This is a genomic window from Algihabitans sp. (genome assembly GCF_965226985.1).
In the GTDB taxonomy this organism is placed as follows: Bacteria; Pseudomonadota; Alphaproteobacteria; order Kiloniellales; family DSM-21159; genus Algihabitans.
In genome coordinates this window covers 532,444-549,175 of sequence record NZ_OZ245712.1, presented here as the reverse complement: position 1 = coordinate 549,175, position 16,732 = coordinate 532,444, and the positions used below count along the sequence as shown (strand labels likewise).

The window sequence follows — 16,732 nt, the reverse complement described above, 5'->3', positions numbered from 1 at the left end:
GAGGGCGCCGCTCCGAAAGGGGCGGCGCCCTTCCCTTGCGAAAGACCGCCGGATTGCCCACTAAATAGAACCCAGAAGAGTTCGATCTGACGGGACGAATGGCCGCCGATGCGCGACCCTTACCAAGTTCTTGGCGTTGGCCGCAACGCGAGCCAGGATGAAATCAAGACGGCCTATCGCAAGCTGGCCAAGGAGTTGCATCCGGACCTCAATCCGGGCAACGCCGAGGTCGAACAGCGCTTCAAGGACGTCTCGCAGGCCTATGGCGTCCTGAGCGATGCCGAGAAGCGGAAGCGTTTCGATGCCGGCGAGATCGACGCCAGCGGCCAGGAAAACCCGCAGCGGGGCTTCTACCGCAGCTACGCCGAGGCCGCTGGAACGGGTGGCGACAAGTACAGCCGCTTCGCCTTCGATCAGGACTTCTCGGCCGACGATATCTTTTCCGATCTGTTCGGCGGCAGTTTCCGGCGTGGCGACGAGGGCGGCCGCAGTCGCGCTCGCCAACGCGGCGCCGACGTGCATTACGCGGTCCAGGTCGGCTTTCTGGACGCGGCGACGGGGGTGCGCAAACGCATCCAGCTGTCAGACGGTAAGACGCTGGACGTGGCGATTCCGGAGGGCATGGAGAACGGCCAGACCTTGCGGCTGAAGGGCAAGGGCCGCCTGGGCTTCAACGGCGGCCCGGACGGCGATGCCTACCTGGAGGTGCAGATCGACCCCCATGCCTTCTTCACGCGGAAAGACAACGACGTCCACCTAGAGGTACCGGTGACCTTAGCCGAAGCCTTGCAGGGCGCCCAGATCGAGGTTCCGACGGTTCACGGCAAGGTGGCGATGAAGGTGCCGGCCGGCGCCAACAGCGGCACAGCCTTGCGGCTCAAGGGCAAGGGTATCAAGGATCGGAAATCGGGCCTCTACGGCGATCAGTATGTAAAACTCAAGGTGATGCTGCCCGATACGGTCGATAAGGACCTGGTCGACTTCGTCGCCGACTGGTCCGAAAAACACCCTTACGACCCACGTCGTAAAGCCGGTCTGAGCTGAGGGTCCGCCGTGTCTGGCAAAAGGCGTCTCGGTCAGCCGTTCGGAAACCCGCAGGGAGGCCCGTCATGCTTATGACGCTCGACGAAGTGGTCACCCAGATCGATGCGGCTGGTCTGACGGTCAGCCACGCGCAGCTTGTCTACTTTGCCGAGCAGCGGTGGGTTCGGGCTCGGCAGGAGGAAGGCGCTTGGTACTTCGACGAACAGGATGCCGCACGCGCCCGGCTGATCTGCGAGATGCGCGACGACATGGCGATCAACGACGAGGCCATGCCGCTGGTCCTGCGTCTTCTCGACCAAGTCTACGCGCTGCGCGGCGTGATGGGCGAGGTGCAGCAGGTCATAGGTCAACTGCCGGCCAACGAACGGGCGGAAATCGAAGAGAAATTGAGAGCCGCTTTGGATGGTTAAAATCTGATGCGAATACCGGCGAATCCAGTGATCGGAGGTTCTGGAATCGCAAACTCGCCAGCACCGGGAAATGCAATCTCCTGATTCAAGAGGTTTCGGACACCGCCCTCGATCGTGAAATTCTCGGCAACCTCGTAAGCGAAGCCCACATCCAGCCTGACGAAAGGTTCGAGCTCGATGGCTTCGAAAAGAAACGGTGGCCCGCTGAACGGATTCGGGTTTTCGGTGGTGGGCGCGTTCAACCTTCGACCGGCATACTGCAGATTTCCAACCACACTAAGCCCGTTAAGGGCACCTTCGTCAAAGTGATATCGCGCCAGAAAGTTCGCGCTATGTTTCGCCACACCTGGCGGTGATTCGCCTAGGGTCAATTGCGATCCACCGGCACCGACCTCGGTCACTTCGGCATCGATGAAGGCGTAGCTGGCCAGTACCGACAGGTTGTCTGTGAGTGCGCCCTGCAGTGTGAACTCGACACCTCGGCTCTCCTGAGTGGAAGCCGCGGAGAAGATGCTGTCGGTGCCGATTGGCACGTTCTCCAGTTCGATATCGAAGACCGTCAGTGTCGCCTCCAGCCGATCCCGATTGAATCCGTAGCGTAACCCGCCTTCGATGACACGACCGTTTTGGGGTGCGAGAACGCCGCCGTCGGCTGCCAAAGCTGTGTTGGGCTGAAAGGATTCGGAGTAGCTGACGAAAACAGAAGCCGGCAAGCTGGCAAAAGGTTCCAGAACTGCCCCAACGCGGGGCGAGAACTCGGTCTCATCGATTTTGGTCACCGAGTCGGAGCGGCGATTTTCGAAACGCTGATTGAGAAAGTCGAGGCGTCCACCGCCGAGAATGTGCAGCCGCTCGTACAGGCTGATCTTGTCGAAGAAGATCAAGCCGAAGGTTTCGATCTCAGTCAGCGAGTCGACGTCCGCCAACAGGTCGTCCGGCGTTAGCGGGCTTGGGGTCCCGGGCGCGTTCTTAGAGACCGGGTCGGCACCCAGAAGTGTGTCTGAGGACTGGACCTCGGCATCAGCCTCCACCGACTGATACTCGAAGGAAAAAGAAGATCCTGCGTGACCGGACCGAACGAAACACTGCCATTGAGATCACTCTGAAAACTGTAGACTTCCCGCCGGAGATCTCGGTTTCGAATGATTCGGAGAATTGTATCGCCAGCCACGAGCGGGCCAGGCAATCCGAGCGCAGCGGCCGTTGCGGCATCGAGATTGAGCGGCGACACGACGTTCGGTTCGAGAGAGAGGCCTTCAAAGTCGTTCCTGACCGCAGAGCCGAACAGGCGCAGCGACAGCCCATCGGTTATCTCCTGAGCGACTTCCAACTGTGCGCCTAGCGTCTCGGACTCTATGTTTCCGACATCGGGATCCCCGAAGAAGTCATCGACATCTGCGGCGAGACTGCCGTCATCGTTGAGCGGAACGCCCCGATCGAACACGTCAGACGACCGGAGATATTCCCCGGAAACTAGGACGTCGGTCGTCGGCGTCGGCGAAAAGGAAAGGCTGGGCGCCAGAAACTGCCGATCCTCAGCGAAGGTTTCGTCGTAGTCGTCGCGAAAACGGAAGCTGTCTGTACCCTCCAGGGCGCCGACGACTCGCGCATTCAGATCCCAGGTCTCCTCAAGCGGCAAGTTGACATCCAGTTCCTGACGCAGCCGGATCAAGCTGCTCGCTTCGCTGGAGGCCTCGACGAAGAAGCTGTCGTCTGGACGTTTGGTGATGACGTTGATGACCCCGCCCGGCGCGCCCTCGCCGTAGAGAGCCGACCCTGGACCTCGCAGAACTTCGACCCGTTCGACATTGGCCGTATCGGTCTGTTGGGCGAGTCCGAAAGTGCCCGCGCCGTTCCTGACGACACTGGCGTCGAAGCCACGGATCGTGAAGAACTCCTGGGTGCCGCCGCGGGAGTTGCCAATCGCACCGCTCGTGCTCAAACGAACGATGTCGTCAAGCCGGGTGGCGCCAGCATCTTCGATGACGTCGCGCGGCAGAACCTGGATCGGCAAAGGCTGCTCGTCCAACAGGACATCGAGCCGCGTTCCTGTCACGGACCGGGTTGCTCTATAACCCTCCACAGGCCCTCGCGGATCTTCACGATCCCTGCCTTCGACCACCAATGGGTCGAGCAGAAGAACGTCATCGTCTTGCTCGGGCGGCCTCTCGATCGCGACCGTTGTTTCGTCCTCCACCACAAAGATCAGGCCGCTACCGGACAGCAGGCGGTTCAGGGCCTGCGCATTGGTCATCGTGCCGCGAACCGCCGGTGCCGAGATGTCTCGGGGCAGAGTGCCATGGACTGTAACTTGCAGACCTGACTGCTGTCCGAACAGGGTAAGCGCCGTGGTGAGCGGCTGAGCCGCGATCTCGAAGGTCCGTTCGGTAGACAGCTGCGCCAGTTGAATGGCGACGTCGGAGGTCTGCGCTGCAGCTCTAGCAACGGTCGGGGCGGTAATGGGCAAACTCACGGCGATCAGAGCCCCCAGCAGTATCGTCCCACAGTTCTTCCGTTGCCTGTACTCTGCCCACCACGATTGCACGGCCCATCTCCATCCAGCGGTACGCGGCCAGACATCAGGCCGCGATGATCAGGGATGCGAATGCGACGCACTCACACTCCTGATCACAAAACGTGGAGGGAGGTGGGGGCTTCCAAAAAAAAATTTTGGTAACCCGCAAGGCACTGATTTTCCTGTATTCAGGAGCGTGACACGACAAGCAGCCACGGCGTGATCTGACGAACGATGGCGTTCTGAGAGCGCGCGAGACCACGCAGGGCAGCGGCTGGATCGCCGAGATCGTAAACTCCCGTGACGGGTTGGTCGGCAAGGGAGTCGTCGATCACGACGATCGCTCCGGCGTGGTAGCGTCGGAGGCGGTCCAGCACGTCGCTGAAGGGCTGGTCCTGCGCGATCAACTGGTCCTGGCGCCAAGCGCCAATCTGCGAGACGGGCTGCCTCTCCCGCTCAACCCGCCCCGACCCGGTGACGCGTAGGAACTCACCTGCCTGCAGCGTCTGCGCGGCCGGCAGGACACTCTCGCCGTATTCGACCCTGACGAGTCCCCGCGCAACACCGACTTCACCGCCTCCCTCGCTGAGCGAAACGTTGAACCCCGTACCGAGGACGGTGACGCGCAGATCCCCAGCCAAAACCCGGAAAGGCCGCTCAACGTTCGCGACCACATCGAGATAAACCTCCCCCGCAAGCAGATGGAGGCTCCGCTCTTCGTCGCGATAGGACACGGCGATGGCACTGTCGGGAGCCAGCGTGGCGACGCTGTCGTCCGGAAGACCTATCGTTTTGGTTTCAGCCGTGGTCGTGGCATGGTCAGCCTGCAACTGCAGCGCGACCTCAGGACCGGCCACGAGGGCGAGAAGCGAGGCGACAGCGGCGAGGCCGACAAACCGTAGGGCACGACGTCGTAAAACACGACCTCGATCAACGGGAGCGGCAGACCGCCGCTCCCTAGAGGCGCTTGCAGCGGCCTCTCTGCCTCCTGACAGTATTGGCGGTAACGCGGTGCCGCGCCTCGTCTCACGCTTTTTCGTCTCCGCGCGGATTTGCCGGAGAAAGGGCTCCCACCTCCCGGCATGGCTAGGCATCGCGCCGGCGACTGCACGCTTCATGCGCCGCGTCTCCGCCCAAGCTGAAGCATTGACTGGATCGGACAGCCAGTCGGCAAACTGACGTCGGAGTTGAATATCGTTTGGACTTTCCTGGAGACGGATCATCCAACCGCTGGCCTCCTGCGAAGCCTGTTCAACAGCCAGATCGGCCTTGTCCCTATTGTCTGTCATGACCTTCTCTCAGCTCTGTCGAGATAGGGACGACTCACCCCGGGTCTCCGGCCACGCATCGAGAGGTGTTCCGTTAATAGGACGAATTGTGAAGGGCTTCATTCCAAAATCGATCTCGCCGCACTGTCATCGTCTCGCCAGTCGCGCCTTGCAATGCTCCGCGCCGTCGACGACGAGAATGTGGGCGAGAGAGACGGAAATACCGAGAAAAGCCGAGATTTCCTTGAGCGTTGCACCGCCAAACCGATGCATCTCGAACGCGATGCGGGTGCGCTCCGGAAGCTCGGCCATCGCCTCCGTAACACATCGGATCTCGTCCCTAAGAAGGGTGACTGTCTCCGGTGTCGGGGTTTCGTCCGGGCAGGTCTCCGCCACCTGCGCGAGGTTATAGCGCAAGATCAGCCCATCTTCACGGGTCACTCGTCGACGTTGATCCACCGCGAGATTCCGAACGATTCTGTAGAGATATCCCCTCGCGTCTTCGAGAAAACGCCCTTTAGAGGCCGCATCGAAGCGAAGCCAGGCTTCCTGGACGACATCCTCGGCCTGCGTGCGGCTGCCGACGATGCTGTTCGCGTAGTCAACCAGAGCGCGCCGGTGCGTGACGAAAAGGCTTAACGCAGTCTGGTTTTTAGACACAGCCTTCCGATTCTTGTCGGACTCATCTGAACATTGCCGCAGGGCGCAAAGGCAAAGGCGTAACGCAGTAGTCGAAAAATTGAGAATGATTCTTAATACAATTAGCGATTAAGGAGTTCGCTCGCAAGGCTGCTTAGGGTGTGTGCTCGTGTAAAGAGCCACCTTCGGCGCACGCGCCTACCGGCAAACCGGGTCCGAAGGCCAAGAGCAGAGTACTTTAGGTAGATTTCTCATCGGCAGGTAACTTCGCAGAAGTCCAGCCGTCCTCCGCAGCCGGCGCTTCATCACTTTCCCCCTCCATGACATCCAACACTCTGGCAACGGAGACCGCGGCGAGATCGCTGCCGTGATCCGCCCAGCGCTGGGCCGCGCGGCCGGCGGCGCCGGGCCAACGGCGTTGCGGTCTCTGGTCGATCTTCAGGGCCTTCTGCAGATCGCCGAAACTCAGATGTCCCAGGTCGCGCGCGAGCAGGATACGGCTGCGGCCTGCGCGTTCGAGGATCCCTGCCTTCCTCAACTGGGAAATCAGCAAGTCGACTTCGGCGGGGGTGGCTGGCAGACCGCGATGCAGCCGCCCCTGGGACAGCCGCCGCCCCTCCTCCGCTGCCGCCTTGAGGCGCTCCAGGACCGCGAGACCAAGCGCAAGCTTCTCTCCCGGATACATGAGCACCGCGCTCGGCGAATCGCTGTAACGCCACTCCGGGATCGCCGCGGCGATTTCGGCCCCCAGGAGCACGACCGTCCAGGCCAGGTAGAGCCACAAGAGAAAGATCGGAAGCGCCGCGAGGGCACCGTAGAGCGCCTCGTAGGTCGGGAAACTGGCGACGTACAAACCGAAAGAGTACTTGAGCAGCTCAAGCAGGATCGCAGCCGTAAAGCCGCCCGCAAGCGCATGGCGAACGTCGACCCGCCGGTGCGGAACCACGAGATAGAGAACGCCGAAGCCGAAGGTAGCCAGGACGACAGCGACGAAGCGCGAAGCCAGGACGGCACCGCCCGTCAACCCGCCGACCAGCTCCATCTGGACCAACGCGTAGACGTAGGAGGAGAGGGAGAGAGAAGCCCCGATCAGCAAAGGGCCCAGCGTGAGCATCGCCCAGTAGATCAGGAACCTCAAGGTGGCACTGCGCGGCTGTGCCTCCCGGAAGATCTGGCTCAAGACCACGTCTACATTGTTGAGCAGCAGCAGGGCGGTCAGCGCCAGACCGATCACACCCGGGCCGGTCAGTCTGGAGGCGTTTTCCAGAAACTCCTCGTAGTACTCGCTGACGTCGACGCCACTGCCGGGTGGGAAGACGGCATAGGCCGCCTCGCGCAGTTGCTCCCGCGCCAGATCGAAAGCGGGGAAAGCAGCCAGGATCGCCAGGGCAATGGCAAGCAAGGGAACCAGAGCCAGAAGCGAGGTGTAGCTGAGACCCGCCGCCAGACGCAGCCCGTCATCGCCGAGAAATCTCTGAAAAACGAAACGCAGGAAATTGTAGGCAACAAGGCGCGCACGTAGGATTTTCGGCGGCGCCAGGGACCGACTTGGCTCGGTTGGCGGCTTTTGCGCAGTAACGGCCATCCCACTACATACCATAGCGTAGGGATCACTATCCCGCTCCCCCGAATTCCCTGCCGTCAGGCGCTCCGGCAGAGGCCGTCTGACAGGCGAAACAAACCGGTCACCAGCCACCTTTGACCTATTAGTGCCATAGTGTAGGATGCGCCGCCGCTGGGCCACGGGGTCGAGTCCGAACCCGTCGTCCGCGGCCATTTCATTCCAGCCGGGGCGGTTTCTGCACCGGCTTCGCAATCGGGCATCGAGTATCGGGAAGAGTATGTCGGATTCGCCTGCGTTCATGAGCGGCAAACGCGGCCTCGTCATGGGGGTCGCCAACGATCGGTCCATTGCCTGGGGCATTGCCAAGGCAGTACGCGCCCAGGGCGCGGAGTTGGCTTTCACCTATCAGGGCGAGGCGCTGGAAAAACGCGTGCGCCCTCTCGCGGAAAGCGTGGGCAGCGACTTGGTGCTGCCGTGCGACGTCAGCGACGATAGCTCTATCGATTCCGTCTTCTCAGTCCTGGAGGACCGCTGGGGCAAGATCGATTTCCTGGTTCATGCGATTGCCTATGCGGACAAAGAGGAGTTGAAAGGCAAGTATCTGGCGACGTCGCGCGACAACTTCGTCAAGTCGCTCGACATCTCTTGCTATTCCTTCACGGCGGTCGCCCAGCGCGCCGCGCCCCTGATGGCTGAAGGCGGCAGCCTGCTGACACTGAGCTACTACGGTGCCGAGCGGGTCATGCCGCACTACAACGTCATGGGCGTCGCCAAGGCGGCCCTGGAAGCGTCAGTCCGCTATCTTGCGGCTGATCTGGGCGAAGCCGGTATTCGGGTGAACGCCATTTCGGCGGGTCCGATCAAGACCCTCGCGGCCTCGGGCATCGGCGATTTCCGCTATATTCTCAAGTGGAACGAATACAACTCGCCCCTGCGCCGCAACGTAACCCAGGAACAGGTCGGCGGCGCCGCGCTCTATCTGCTGTCGAGCCTCTCGGGCGGTGTCACCGGCGAGATCCATCATGTCGATTCGGGCTACCACACCGTCGGCATGATGGCCGTCGAGGCGGCACCGCAGATCCGCGATCTGCTCGAAGGCTTCAAGACCCAGGGCTGAAGTCCGGGGCGAAGGGGGTTGCAGCGACGTGGCAGGTAACGCCTTCGGTCAAGCCTTTCGGGTCGTCACCTGGGGCGAGAGTCACGGTCCGGCGATCGGCTGCACGATCGATGGCGTCCCGTCGCTCATACCCTTGAGCGAGGCGGATATTCAGCCGGAGCTCGATCGCCGCAAACCTGGGCAGTCCCGCTATACCACTCAGCGACGCGAAGACGATCTGGTCCGCATTCTCTCAGGCACTTTCGAGGGGGCGACGACCGGAACGCCGATCGCTTTGGAGATCCGAAACGCCGACCAGCGTTCCAAGGACTACAGCGAGATTGCCGATAAGTTCAGGCCGGGCCACGCCGACTACACCTACTGGAGCAAGTACGGCATCCGGGACTACCGCGGCGGCGGCCGCTCGAGCGCACGCGAAACCGCGATGCGGGTTGCGGCTGGCGCCGTGGCGCGCCAGGTGCTGGATCACCTGCTGGACGGGATCAGCATTCGGGCCGCTCTCGTCGAAATGGGCGGCGACACCATCGAGCGGACGAGGTGGGACTGGGATCAAATCGGAAGCAATCCCTTCTTCTGCCCCGACGCCGTGACCGCCGAACGCTGGGCCGACCAACTGGATGCCGCACGCAAGAACGGCTCGTCCCTGGGGGCCGTGGTCGAGGTGGTGGCGGAAGGGTTTCCAGCCGGACTGGGCGAACCCGTCTACGACAAGCTGGATGCCGATCTCGCCAAGGCGATGATGTCGATCAATGCGGTCAAGGGGGTCGAAGTCGGCGATGGTTTCGCGGCGGCACGGCTGTCCGGCGAAGAGAACGCGGACGAGATGCGGATGCAGGACGGGCGGGTCACCTTCCTGTCCAACCATGCCGGCGGCGTTCTCGGCGGCCTCTCGACCGGCCAGCCGCTGGTGGTTCGCTTCGCCGTCAAGCCGACCAGTTCGATTCTCAAGCCCAAGCGTACGGTCGACCGCTTCGGTCAGGATACGGAGATCGTGACGAAGGGGCGCCACGACCCTTGCGTCGGCATTCGTGCCATCCCGGTCGGCGAAGCGATGATGGCGCTGGTGTTAGCGGACCATCTGCTGCGGCACAGAGCCCAGATCGGCCTGTGAGCGACGCAACCCAGGCCGCAACGATCCGTCGCGCGGAGGCGGAGGACTGCGGCAGGTTGGCGGCGCTGCTGATCGAGGCCTTCGCCTTCTACGGCGATCCGCAGCCCCTGCCTGCATCCGAAATGGCCGAGCGGCTGCGCCGGCGACTCAACCAGGAACCCGGGTTTGAGGCCTTGGTGGCGGAGCGGGACGGATCTCCGGTCGGCTTCGCGATCTACGCTCCGGTATTCTGGACGACCGACTGCGAGCTCGCGCTTTTCCTCAAGGAAATCTATGTGACCGAGTCCGCGCGAAGCGATGGGGTCGGGCGAGCGCTGATGGCGGAGATGGCACGCGTTGCCGTCACACGAGGCTGGACACGACTGGTCTGGACCGTCGATCGCTTCAACCGCCAGGCAGTCCGCTTCTACAAGTCGTTGCCCGGCCTGCGCGTTCTGGACAAGAACGTCTTCCTCGTAACCGGCGAGGGCCTGACCGACCTAGCCGAGGAGAGTTAGCGGCTTAAGACACCGCAGAAGCTACTTGGCCTTGAGTGCCACCCATAGCCCGGAGGACACCAAGGCGACGCCAAGCAAGAACTGCAGTGTGACGGCCTCGCCCAACAGCCAGACCCCGAGAGCCGTCGCGACGATCGGGCCGAGCGAGAAGAAGGCTGCGACGTCGCTCGCGGGCGCGTGTGCCAATGCCCAGGTCAGAAGGAGAAAACCGGCGGCGCTGGCGATCCCCGTAACACAGATGATCGCCCAAACCGGGACGGTCAGGTGACCCCAAGCGGGAGCCCCGCCTTCGATCAGCAGCAGGACGGGCAGCAACACCGCCACCGCAGGAGCCATGGAGAGGGCGCTTACCGCACGAGCGCCGTGTCGCCGTGTATAGGTGCCGTAGAGGACATTGCAGACAGCGCCGGTGAAGGCTGCACCGAACGCAGCTAGGTCCCCCACCCAAGCGCGCGGATGGGTCAGGATATCCCGCTCGCCAATCGCCACGGCAACCCCCAGGACGCAAGCCGATATGGCCAAGGCCTTCACAAGACTGCGCGGTTCCCGCTGCAGGGCGATCGCGAGTCCCATCGTCAACAGCGGGATGGTCGCAAAGATTACGGCCGCGCGACCGGCTGGAATGTAGAGCAGGCTGAAATGGAAGAGGCCGGCTAGAAGCGCGAACTGTCCGATTCCCAGAACGGCCACAGCGGAGAAATCCGCGAAGGAAAGGCGCCGCCATGACGAGAGAGCAGCGAAGGGAAGCAGACAAATCAGCGCGATCGCGTAACGCAGAAAGGTCAGTCCGGCCGGCCCGACTTCTCCGACAACGAACTTGGAGGCGACGGTCGTCGCCCCAATGGACACCCCAACCCCGGCAGCGGCGATCAAGGCTGCACCGCGAAGCTCGCTCACGACTTGTCCCAAGACAACGGTCTATCAGCCGCCAGGTCTTGTCGAAGGCGCCCAGCTGACGAGCCCCGGTGAGATGAAACGTTAAGAGAGAGAGCGCAATCCACGACTGGCAGGAACCTCAACCGGCAGGTTCTCGTGGTCCGGCTGATCGAGCCTTGCCACCGACGTCCAGTCTAACACAACATTAGCCAGGAGTTCGCGCGCTTGCTCCGTAAAGGGTTGTATATCTTCGAAGTTTGGCCGGTCGAAGCTTTTGTAGAGCAGAGCGCCATGCGCGCTCCCGGGGAGGTAGCGCGGCAAGAGTCCGCTGAAGGCGTAACCTAGACCGCGCAGATGCTCCAGCGCCCCTGCGGCCTGAGGGCGGTCGAGGCCGACCAGAACTTGAGCGGTACGTCGCCCGGCTGCGGCAGCCCGCCCCTCAAAGTCGTCCAGCAACGCCGAAAGATCCGTCCCGGCCTCCTCAAGGGTCAGACGCGCCATGTCAAAACGCGGCATATCGGTCTCCTCGCCCAAGCTGGTGCGACGCGTCAGCTGGGGCTTGACCACCGGCAGGGCTGGCCCCTGCTCTTCAGCAGTCGCAAGCAAGCGCCAGACCCAGCCGGCAAGCGCCGGAGAGACATAGGCCGGGCTGACGGGCCCTCTGCCGAAAGCGCGGTACTGCACAACGGTGGCAATCGGCCCGGTCGCACCTTCTCGATCCAGCATGCGCTGCGGCACGTAGTCGATCTCGAAACCGACATCGCGAAGGCCGGCAGCGGACAGCACGCGTTGTGAAATCTTGTGGTTCGTCAGGGCTGTGCCGAACATCGCCTCGCAGGACGGATCCGATTCCGCCAAGTCCAGCGCCGCATCGAAGATATCGCGAAAGATGCCGGCCTTGCGGTGCTCCGCAACGACGATCCCCTGGCTGATCTCGTAGATATTGCCGTTGGGCGCCGAGCGCCGCAGTGCGATGTGACCTGCGAAGTCGCCGTTGCGATGCCGTGCCAGGAAGGAGATCTGCTCCCCGCTGTTCAGTGCGGCGGCGATCGCCTTGGTGTCGTAGACAGCGCTGGAGAGATAGTTCTCGCCATAGACCTGGCGGAATCCATCAGGGATCAGGCCGGCTTCCTCGGGACCGATGCGCGCGATCAAGTAGTCGCCAACCCGCATGGGATCCCGATTGGGCAGAGGATTGCGAGAGTTAGTGTGGCTGCTGGCCTTCACCCACTGCGGACTGAAACCCGATGCTCCCGGCCGGTCCGTTCGGGGGCGCTTCGCAACGGCAGCACGGGACATTTTTCGTTCCTCGGTTGAAGGGTTTGCAGCGAGATCGCGATCTAGTTCAACTTCCTTTGGATACGTTAGCGAAAAATTAACCATAAGTAAATCAAGTCATTAACCATTAACAATTGAGGTTAACGGGCAAATCGCGATGCAGGTACGGAGCCCCGGCCGCACCACCTTTCATGGCAACGATACGAACCTGGGTTGTCATGCTTGGAGGCCAGACGCGCGAAACGGTTTCGCTAGCGACCGAAGGTCCCGATCAGCTGACTAAGGGCGAGGGAAACCTGTCGCCGCGCCCGGCGTGATCGCCGCCGATCGAGGCAGGCAAGGCATCCTGCGAGTGGTGCCAACTATCTAAAATCAATGGATAATTTATATAATTGAGCCCGAGTCGCTATCTCGCCTGACCGTCACGTCAGTCCAGCCGTCAGATGACCTGCTTCGGGCGACGATCAGCGCTGAAAAACAGCGACCAACTCCAAGTGACTCGACCAGGGAAACTGGTCCAGAGGCGTAACTTTCTGCAACCGGTAGCCGCCGTCGACCAGGAGACGGGCATCGCGCGCAAAACTGGCCGGATTGCAGGAAACCGCAACAACTGTAGGTACACTGCTGGCTGCAATATGTGGAGATTGCATTGCTGCGCCGGCCCGCGGCGGATCGAAGATGATAGCATCGAAGACATTCAACTCTTCGCTGTGCAGCGGCTGGCGCCCGAGATCTCGGCGTTCGCCCGCCACTCGCCCTTTCAGCGCGGGCTGCCGGGCAGCGGCCTCGAGCGCGGACAGAGCTTGGGCATCCCCTTCGTAAGCCAGGACCCGCGCCCGGTCCGCCAGCGAGAAGGCGAAGGTTCCGATGCCGGCGTAGAGATCGGCGACACGGAGTGCGGACTCCGGGATCGCCGCGCGCACCAGATCGATCAAGGCAACCTCCCCTTCCCGGCTGGGCTGGAGAAATCCACCCGGGGGAGGCGTCAAGCGCGCTTGGCCGAAGGTCAAGAGGGGCAGCCGGCGTTGCGCCAGAGGTTCCGGCAGGTCCCCCTTACGACACCAAGACAGGCGCGCCAGATCCTGGGTTTCGGCGAAACCAGCGAGATCCTGACGCAGATCCAGATCGGGCTGCCTGTCGGTCTCCACCAGCAGGTCCAACCCTGTCTCGCTCTCGATCACAGTGACTTCGGCTTGCTCACCTTCCGCCAGCCATCTTGCCAGCGTGGCGCGGAGGGGCTCCAGCAACTCCAAGAGCGGCGGCGTCAGCAGGAGGCAGGTCGTCAGCTCCACCAGGGCGTGGCTGCGCGCCTCATGGAACCCGAGTTCGAGACGCCGGCCGCGACGGCGGGCAGCGAACACGGCACGGCGGCGGCGTCCCGGCGCAATTTGCAACAAATCCTCGACGAGACCGGGGTCCAGTCCCTTCCGCGCCAGATGCGTGCCGACCAACTGCTGCTTCCAGTCACGGTAAAAGCCCGTCCGCAGATGCTGAACCTGGCAACCGCCGCAGGGACCGAAATGCGGGCAGGGCGGCTCGATCCGATCCGGACCTTCCTCCAGGACCTCCAGGATCTCACCAAGCAGCGCACCGCCCTTCTTCTCGCCCGTTATGCGCAGGCGCAGGCGATCGCCCGGGGCCGATAGCGGCACGAAGACGAGGCCCTCTGGCGTTTTCGCAACACCATCACCTCGCGCACCCAGTTCGGTTACGCTGACATCGATCTGCCGTCCGCCACCCGGGCGGGCACGTCGTCGCACGTGGCACCTCTCATGCATTAAATGCCGGCCTGGGATAGAGGCTAGCGGTCGCACACTGTCTGGTGAAACTTGGGTGACGAGGTCTTGCCGGCCCTGGTCAAAGGCGCTCCAAAGAAGCTACCACCCCGATTGTGGGCCGAAAAACAATAGCGCCGCACCCTAAGCGCCCTTGAGGAGGAAGGCCATGCCGCAACCCGATCACATCATGAAGCTACCGACGCCGAGCGAAAGCGAACTGGACGAGGACCTGCAGATCTACTTCCAGAAGTGCCGGGAAAAGCTGGGCTTTGTTCCCTATGTTCTGCAGGCTTATGGACTGCGGCCCGAGAAGTTGCGTGCCTTCGGGCGGATGTACAACGAACTCATGCTCGGAGACTCCGGACTGACCAAGCTGGAGCGGGAGATGGTCGCGGTCGTCGTCTCGAACGTTAATCGCTGCTACTATTGCTTGGTCGCTCACGGGGCGGCGGTTCGCGAACTGTCGGACGACGCACAACTGGGCGAGATGCTGGTCATGAACTACCGCGTCGCCGAGCTAAGTCCGCGTCAACGTGCGCTCTTGGACTTCGCCTACAAGCTCACCGAAACTCCGCAGCTGGTCGAGGATGCCGACAGACGTCGTCTGTTCGATGTCGGCTTGTCGGACGAAGATGTCTTCGACCTCTGCGCAGTGATCGGTTTCTTCAACATGTCGAACCGCGTGGCTTCGGGCACCGACATGATGCCCAACTCCGAGTATCATGCCCTTTCGCGTTAGACCCCGTCCCGACTCACCCCGTCTCACCACTAGACCGGAGGGCAGCGGCGTGATCCGCGTTATCCTCTTTCTGCTGAAATCCATCGTCGGCCTGCTGGCAAGCATCGGGCTTTTGCTTGTCGTCGTGGTTCTGGTCGGCGTCTTTGCCTGGCGTGAAGCCGCCGAGACCTTCGACGAACGGATGGGACTTCAAACCGCCGAGCAGGCGCTTCCCGACGCCATGATGCTTGAACTCGATCTCTCGCCCGGCGTCGTCGAGCGCCGCGAAGGTGGCTTTTCGACAGCCGCCTTCGGCGGTCCCTGGCAGCTCTCGGATCTGATCGCGGCGATCGAGGATGCCGGCCAGGATCCAAACGTGGAGGGGCTTCTGCTGCGTCTAGGCGCCGGAGAGCTGAATATCGCTCAGGTCCAGGAACTTCGGGACGCCCTGATCGCCTTCAGGTCCGAAGAGAAGGTCGCCTTCGGATTCGCGGAGAGTTTCGGCGAGGCCGGAAACGGCACCCTTCACTATTACCTCGCAACCGCGCTGGACGAAATCTGGCTGCAGCCCTCCGGCGGCCTGGACCTCACCGGCTTCCTGCTGGAGCAGCCCTACCTGCGTGAAGCGCTCGCCGAGCTGGGAATCACCGGCCGCTTCGGACAACGCGAGGAATACAAGGGGGCGGCGGATCCTTTGACTCGCGACGCCATGTCGCCGGCCGTTCGCAGCAATCTGAACCGTCTTCTGGTTTCCTGGCGCGATCAGTTGGCCGAGGCCATCGCGGATCATCGCGGCATCAGCGTGAATGAGGCCCGGCGCTTGATCGACGGCGGCCCCTACCTGCCCGCCCAAGCGCTGGACGCCGGCTTGATCGACCGCCTGGCCTATCTCGACGAGATCCGTGCCTTGGCGGAAACGCATGTCGAACGCGTCAGTTTTCAGCGTTATCTGAGTCAGCGAGAGCAGCCCGAACCGGACCCGGACGCACCGACCATCGCGGTGATCTACGGTCTCGGCCCGGTCGTCCTTGGACAGGGCGACAGCAGCCCCTTCGCCGGCGCGGACATGCTGTCTGGCAGGATCGTGGAAGCCTTGACCGCAGCCGCCGAGGATCCTGAGGTCGAGGCCGTGGTCTTGCGCGTGGATAGCCCCGGCGGGTCCTACGCGGCCTCAGACGCGATCTGGCGTGCCGTCGCCCAAGTCCGCGACGGCGGAAAACCGGTCGTGATCTCGATGGCGAGCCTGGCGGCCTCGGGGGGCTATTTCGTTGCGGCTGGAGCAGACCGCATCGTCGCCCTGCCCGGCACCATCACCGGCTCGATTGGGGTCGTCTCGGGCAAATTCGTCCTTGCGGATCTCTGGGAAGACCTGGAAATCAACTGGGACGGCGTCCAGGCAGGCAACAACGCCGCCTATTGGAGTTCCACCCGCAACTTCACGCCGGAACAGTGGCAAAAGCTGCAAACCGGTCTGAGCGCCGTCTATGAGGACTTCCTCGAAACGGTGGCGGAGGGGCGTGGCCTGGAGGTCACTGCCGTGCAGGAAATTGCCGGCGGCCGCGTCTTCACGGGCGCCGACGCTTTGGAAAACGGGCTGGTGGATGCGCTGGGTGGCCTGAACGTTGCTGTCTCAGCGGCAAAGGACGTCGCGGGGATCGCGCCGGACAGCGATGTGCAGCTCGTGGAGTTCCCGCAGGAACCGCGCTTCCAGCGATTCCTGCGAGACCTCGCTGGCCTCCGGACGGACGCCGCCACGCTCGTCCAACTGGCGGAGGTGGTGAACCGTCTGGAACCCGTCCTGCGGATGATGGGCGCATTCGAAGCCCAGGGGCCGCAGATGCGGGTCGCTCCGGCGTTGGAGCAATAAGCCGTCTCGCTTTTGGTGTCGCGAAAGTCGTTTGGACACCGAAGGAATCG

At 62.6% G+C, this 16,732-nt stretch carries 15 protein-coding genes and 1 pseudogene; 7 read left to right on the top strand and 9 right to left on the bottom strand.

Annotated elements, in window-relative coordinates; all coding sequences use genetic code 11:
* The first annotated feature begins 108 nt into the window (after positions 1-108).
* On the top strand, positions 109-1,044 hold the full coding sequence (locus ACO054_RS02360; RefSeq protein ID WP_421708842.1) for a DnaJ C-terminal domain-containing protein: 936 nt from the start codon (positions 109-111) through the stop codon (positions 1,042-1,044).
* A 65-nt stretch (positions 1,045-1,109) separates the two neighbouring features.
* Complete coding sequence (locus ACO054_RS02355) at positions 1,110-1,454, top strand: chaperone modulator CbpM (protein WP_421708841.1); 345 nt, start codon at positions 1,110-1,112, stop codon at positions 1,452-1,454.
* Here the strand turns inward: ACO054_RS02355 and ACO054_RS02350 are convergent.
* From ACO054_RS02350 to ACO054_RS02325, 6 genes and pseudogenes are all read right to left on the bottom strand, one after another.
* The gene (locus ACO054_RS02350) at positions 1,451-2,485 is read right to left on the bottom strand and encodes a TonB-dependent siderophore receptor (protein ID WP_421708840.1); all 1,035 of its coding nucleotides are present in this window, start codon (positions 2,483-2,485) and stop codon (positions 1,451-1,453) included. The genes ACO054_RS02355 and ACO054_RS02350 overlap by 4 nt on opposite strands.
* A complete protein-coding gene (locus ACO054_RS02345; protein WP_421708839.1) occupies positions 2,395-3,927 on the bottom strand; it encodes a TonB-dependent siderophore receptor in 1,533 nt (510 codons plus the stop codon). Before ACO054_RS02345 ends, ACO054_RS02350 begins: the two co-directional genes overlap by 91 nt.
* 230 nt (positions 3,928-4,157) lie before the next feature.
* On the bottom strand, positions 4,158-4,826 hold the full coding sequence (locus ACO054_RS02340; protein ID WP_421710321.1) for a FecR family protein: 669 nt from the start codon (positions 4,824-4,826) through the stop codon (positions 4,158-4,160).
* Between the two features lie 273 nt (positions 4,827-5,099).
* A pseudogene (locus ACO054_RS02335) lies at positions 5,100-5,258 on the bottom strand (FecR/PupR family sigma factor regulator); the annotation flags it as partial.
* 126 nt (positions 5,259-5,384) lie between these two features.
* Positions 5,385-5,897 (bottom strand): sigma-70 family RNA polymerase sigma factor, encoded by a 513-nt coding sequence (locus ACO054_RS02330; protein ID WP_421708838.1) that lies wholly within the window; start codon positions 5,895-5,897, stop codon positions 5,385-5,387.
* A gap of 217 nt (positions 5,898-6,114) precedes the next feature.
* On the bottom strand, positions 6,115-7,461 hold the full coding sequence (locus ACO054_RS02325) for a YihY family inner membrane protein (protein ID WP_421708837.1): 1,347 nt from the start codon (positions 7,459-7,461) through the stop codon (positions 6,115-6,117).
* Between the two features lie 277 nt (positions 7,462-7,738).
* Here ACO054_RS02325 and fabI point away from each other — a divergent pair, with 277 nt between their 5' ends.
* The 3 genes from fabI to ACO054_RS02310 are packed head-to-tail and all read left to right on the top strand — an operon-like array spanning position 7,739 to position 10,165.
* Positions 7,739-8,557 carry an enoyl-ACP reductase FabI gene (fabI, locus tag ACO054_RS02320; RefSeq protein ID WP_421708836.1) on the top strand — a complete coding sequence of 273 codons (819 nt, stop codon included), beginning with the start codon at positions 7,739-7,741 and terminating at the stop codon, positions 8,555-8,557.
* Positions 8,558-8,585: 28 nt separating this feature from the next.
* The gene (gene aroC / locus ACO054_RS02315; protein ID WP_421708835.1) at positions 8,586-9,668 is read left to right on the top strand and encodes a chorismate synthase; all 1,083 of its coding nucleotides are present in this window, start codon (positions 8,586-8,588) and stop codon (positions 9,666-9,668) included.
* Positions 9,665-10,165 carry a GNAT family N-acetyltransferase gene (locus ACO054_RS02310; RefSeq protein WP_421708834.1) on the top strand — a complete coding sequence of 167 codons (501 nt, stop codon included), beginning with the start codon at positions 9,665-9,667 and terminating at the stop codon, positions 10,163-10,165. The genes aroC and ACO054_RS02310 overlap by 4 nt, the downstream gene beginning before the upstream one ends.
* Positions 10,166-10,186: 21 nt before the next feature.
* Here ACO054_RS02310 and ACO054_RS02305 read toward each other — a convergent pair whose 3' ends face one another.
* The 3 genes from ACO054_RS02305 to ACO054_RS02295 form a co-directional block, all read right to left on the bottom strand.
* Complete coding sequence (locus ACO054_RS02305; RefSeq protein WP_421708833.1) at positions 10,187-11,062, bottom strand: DMT family transporter; 876 nt, start codon at positions 11,060-11,062, stop codon at positions 10,187-10,189.
* An 81-nt stretch (positions 11,063-11,143) separates the two neighbouring features.
* Entirely contained in the window at positions 11,144-12,340 is a 1,197-nt protein-coding gene (locus ACO054_RS02300; protein WP_421708832.1) for a hypothetical protein, read from the bottom strand.
* A gap of 443 nt (positions 12,341-12,783) precedes the next feature.
* Positions 12,784-14,079 (bottom strand): class I SAM-dependent RNA methyltransferase, encoded by a 1,296-nt coding sequence (locus tag ACO054_RS02295; RefSeq protein ID WP_421708831.1) that lies wholly within the window; start codon positions 14,077-14,079, stop codon positions 12,784-12,786.
* A gap of 184 nt (positions 14,080-14,263) precedes the next feature.
* Between ACO054_RS02295 and ACO054_RS02290 the strand changes: the two genes are divergently transcribed.
* Positions 14,264-14,836, top strand: coding sequence for a peroxidase-related enzyme (locus ACO054_RS02290; protein WP_421708830.1), 573 nt, complete (start codon positions 14,264-14,266; stop codon positions 14,834-14,836).
* 49 nt (positions 14,837-14,885) lie between these two features.
* Positions 14,886-16,682: a signal peptide peptidase SppA gene (gene sppA / locus ACO054_RS02285; RefSeq protein WP_421708829.1), complete on the top strand. Its 1,797-nt coding sequence runs from the start codon at positions 14,886-14,888 to the stop codon at positions 16,680-16,682.
* The last annotated feature ends 50 nt before the right edge of the window (positions 16,683-16,732 follow it).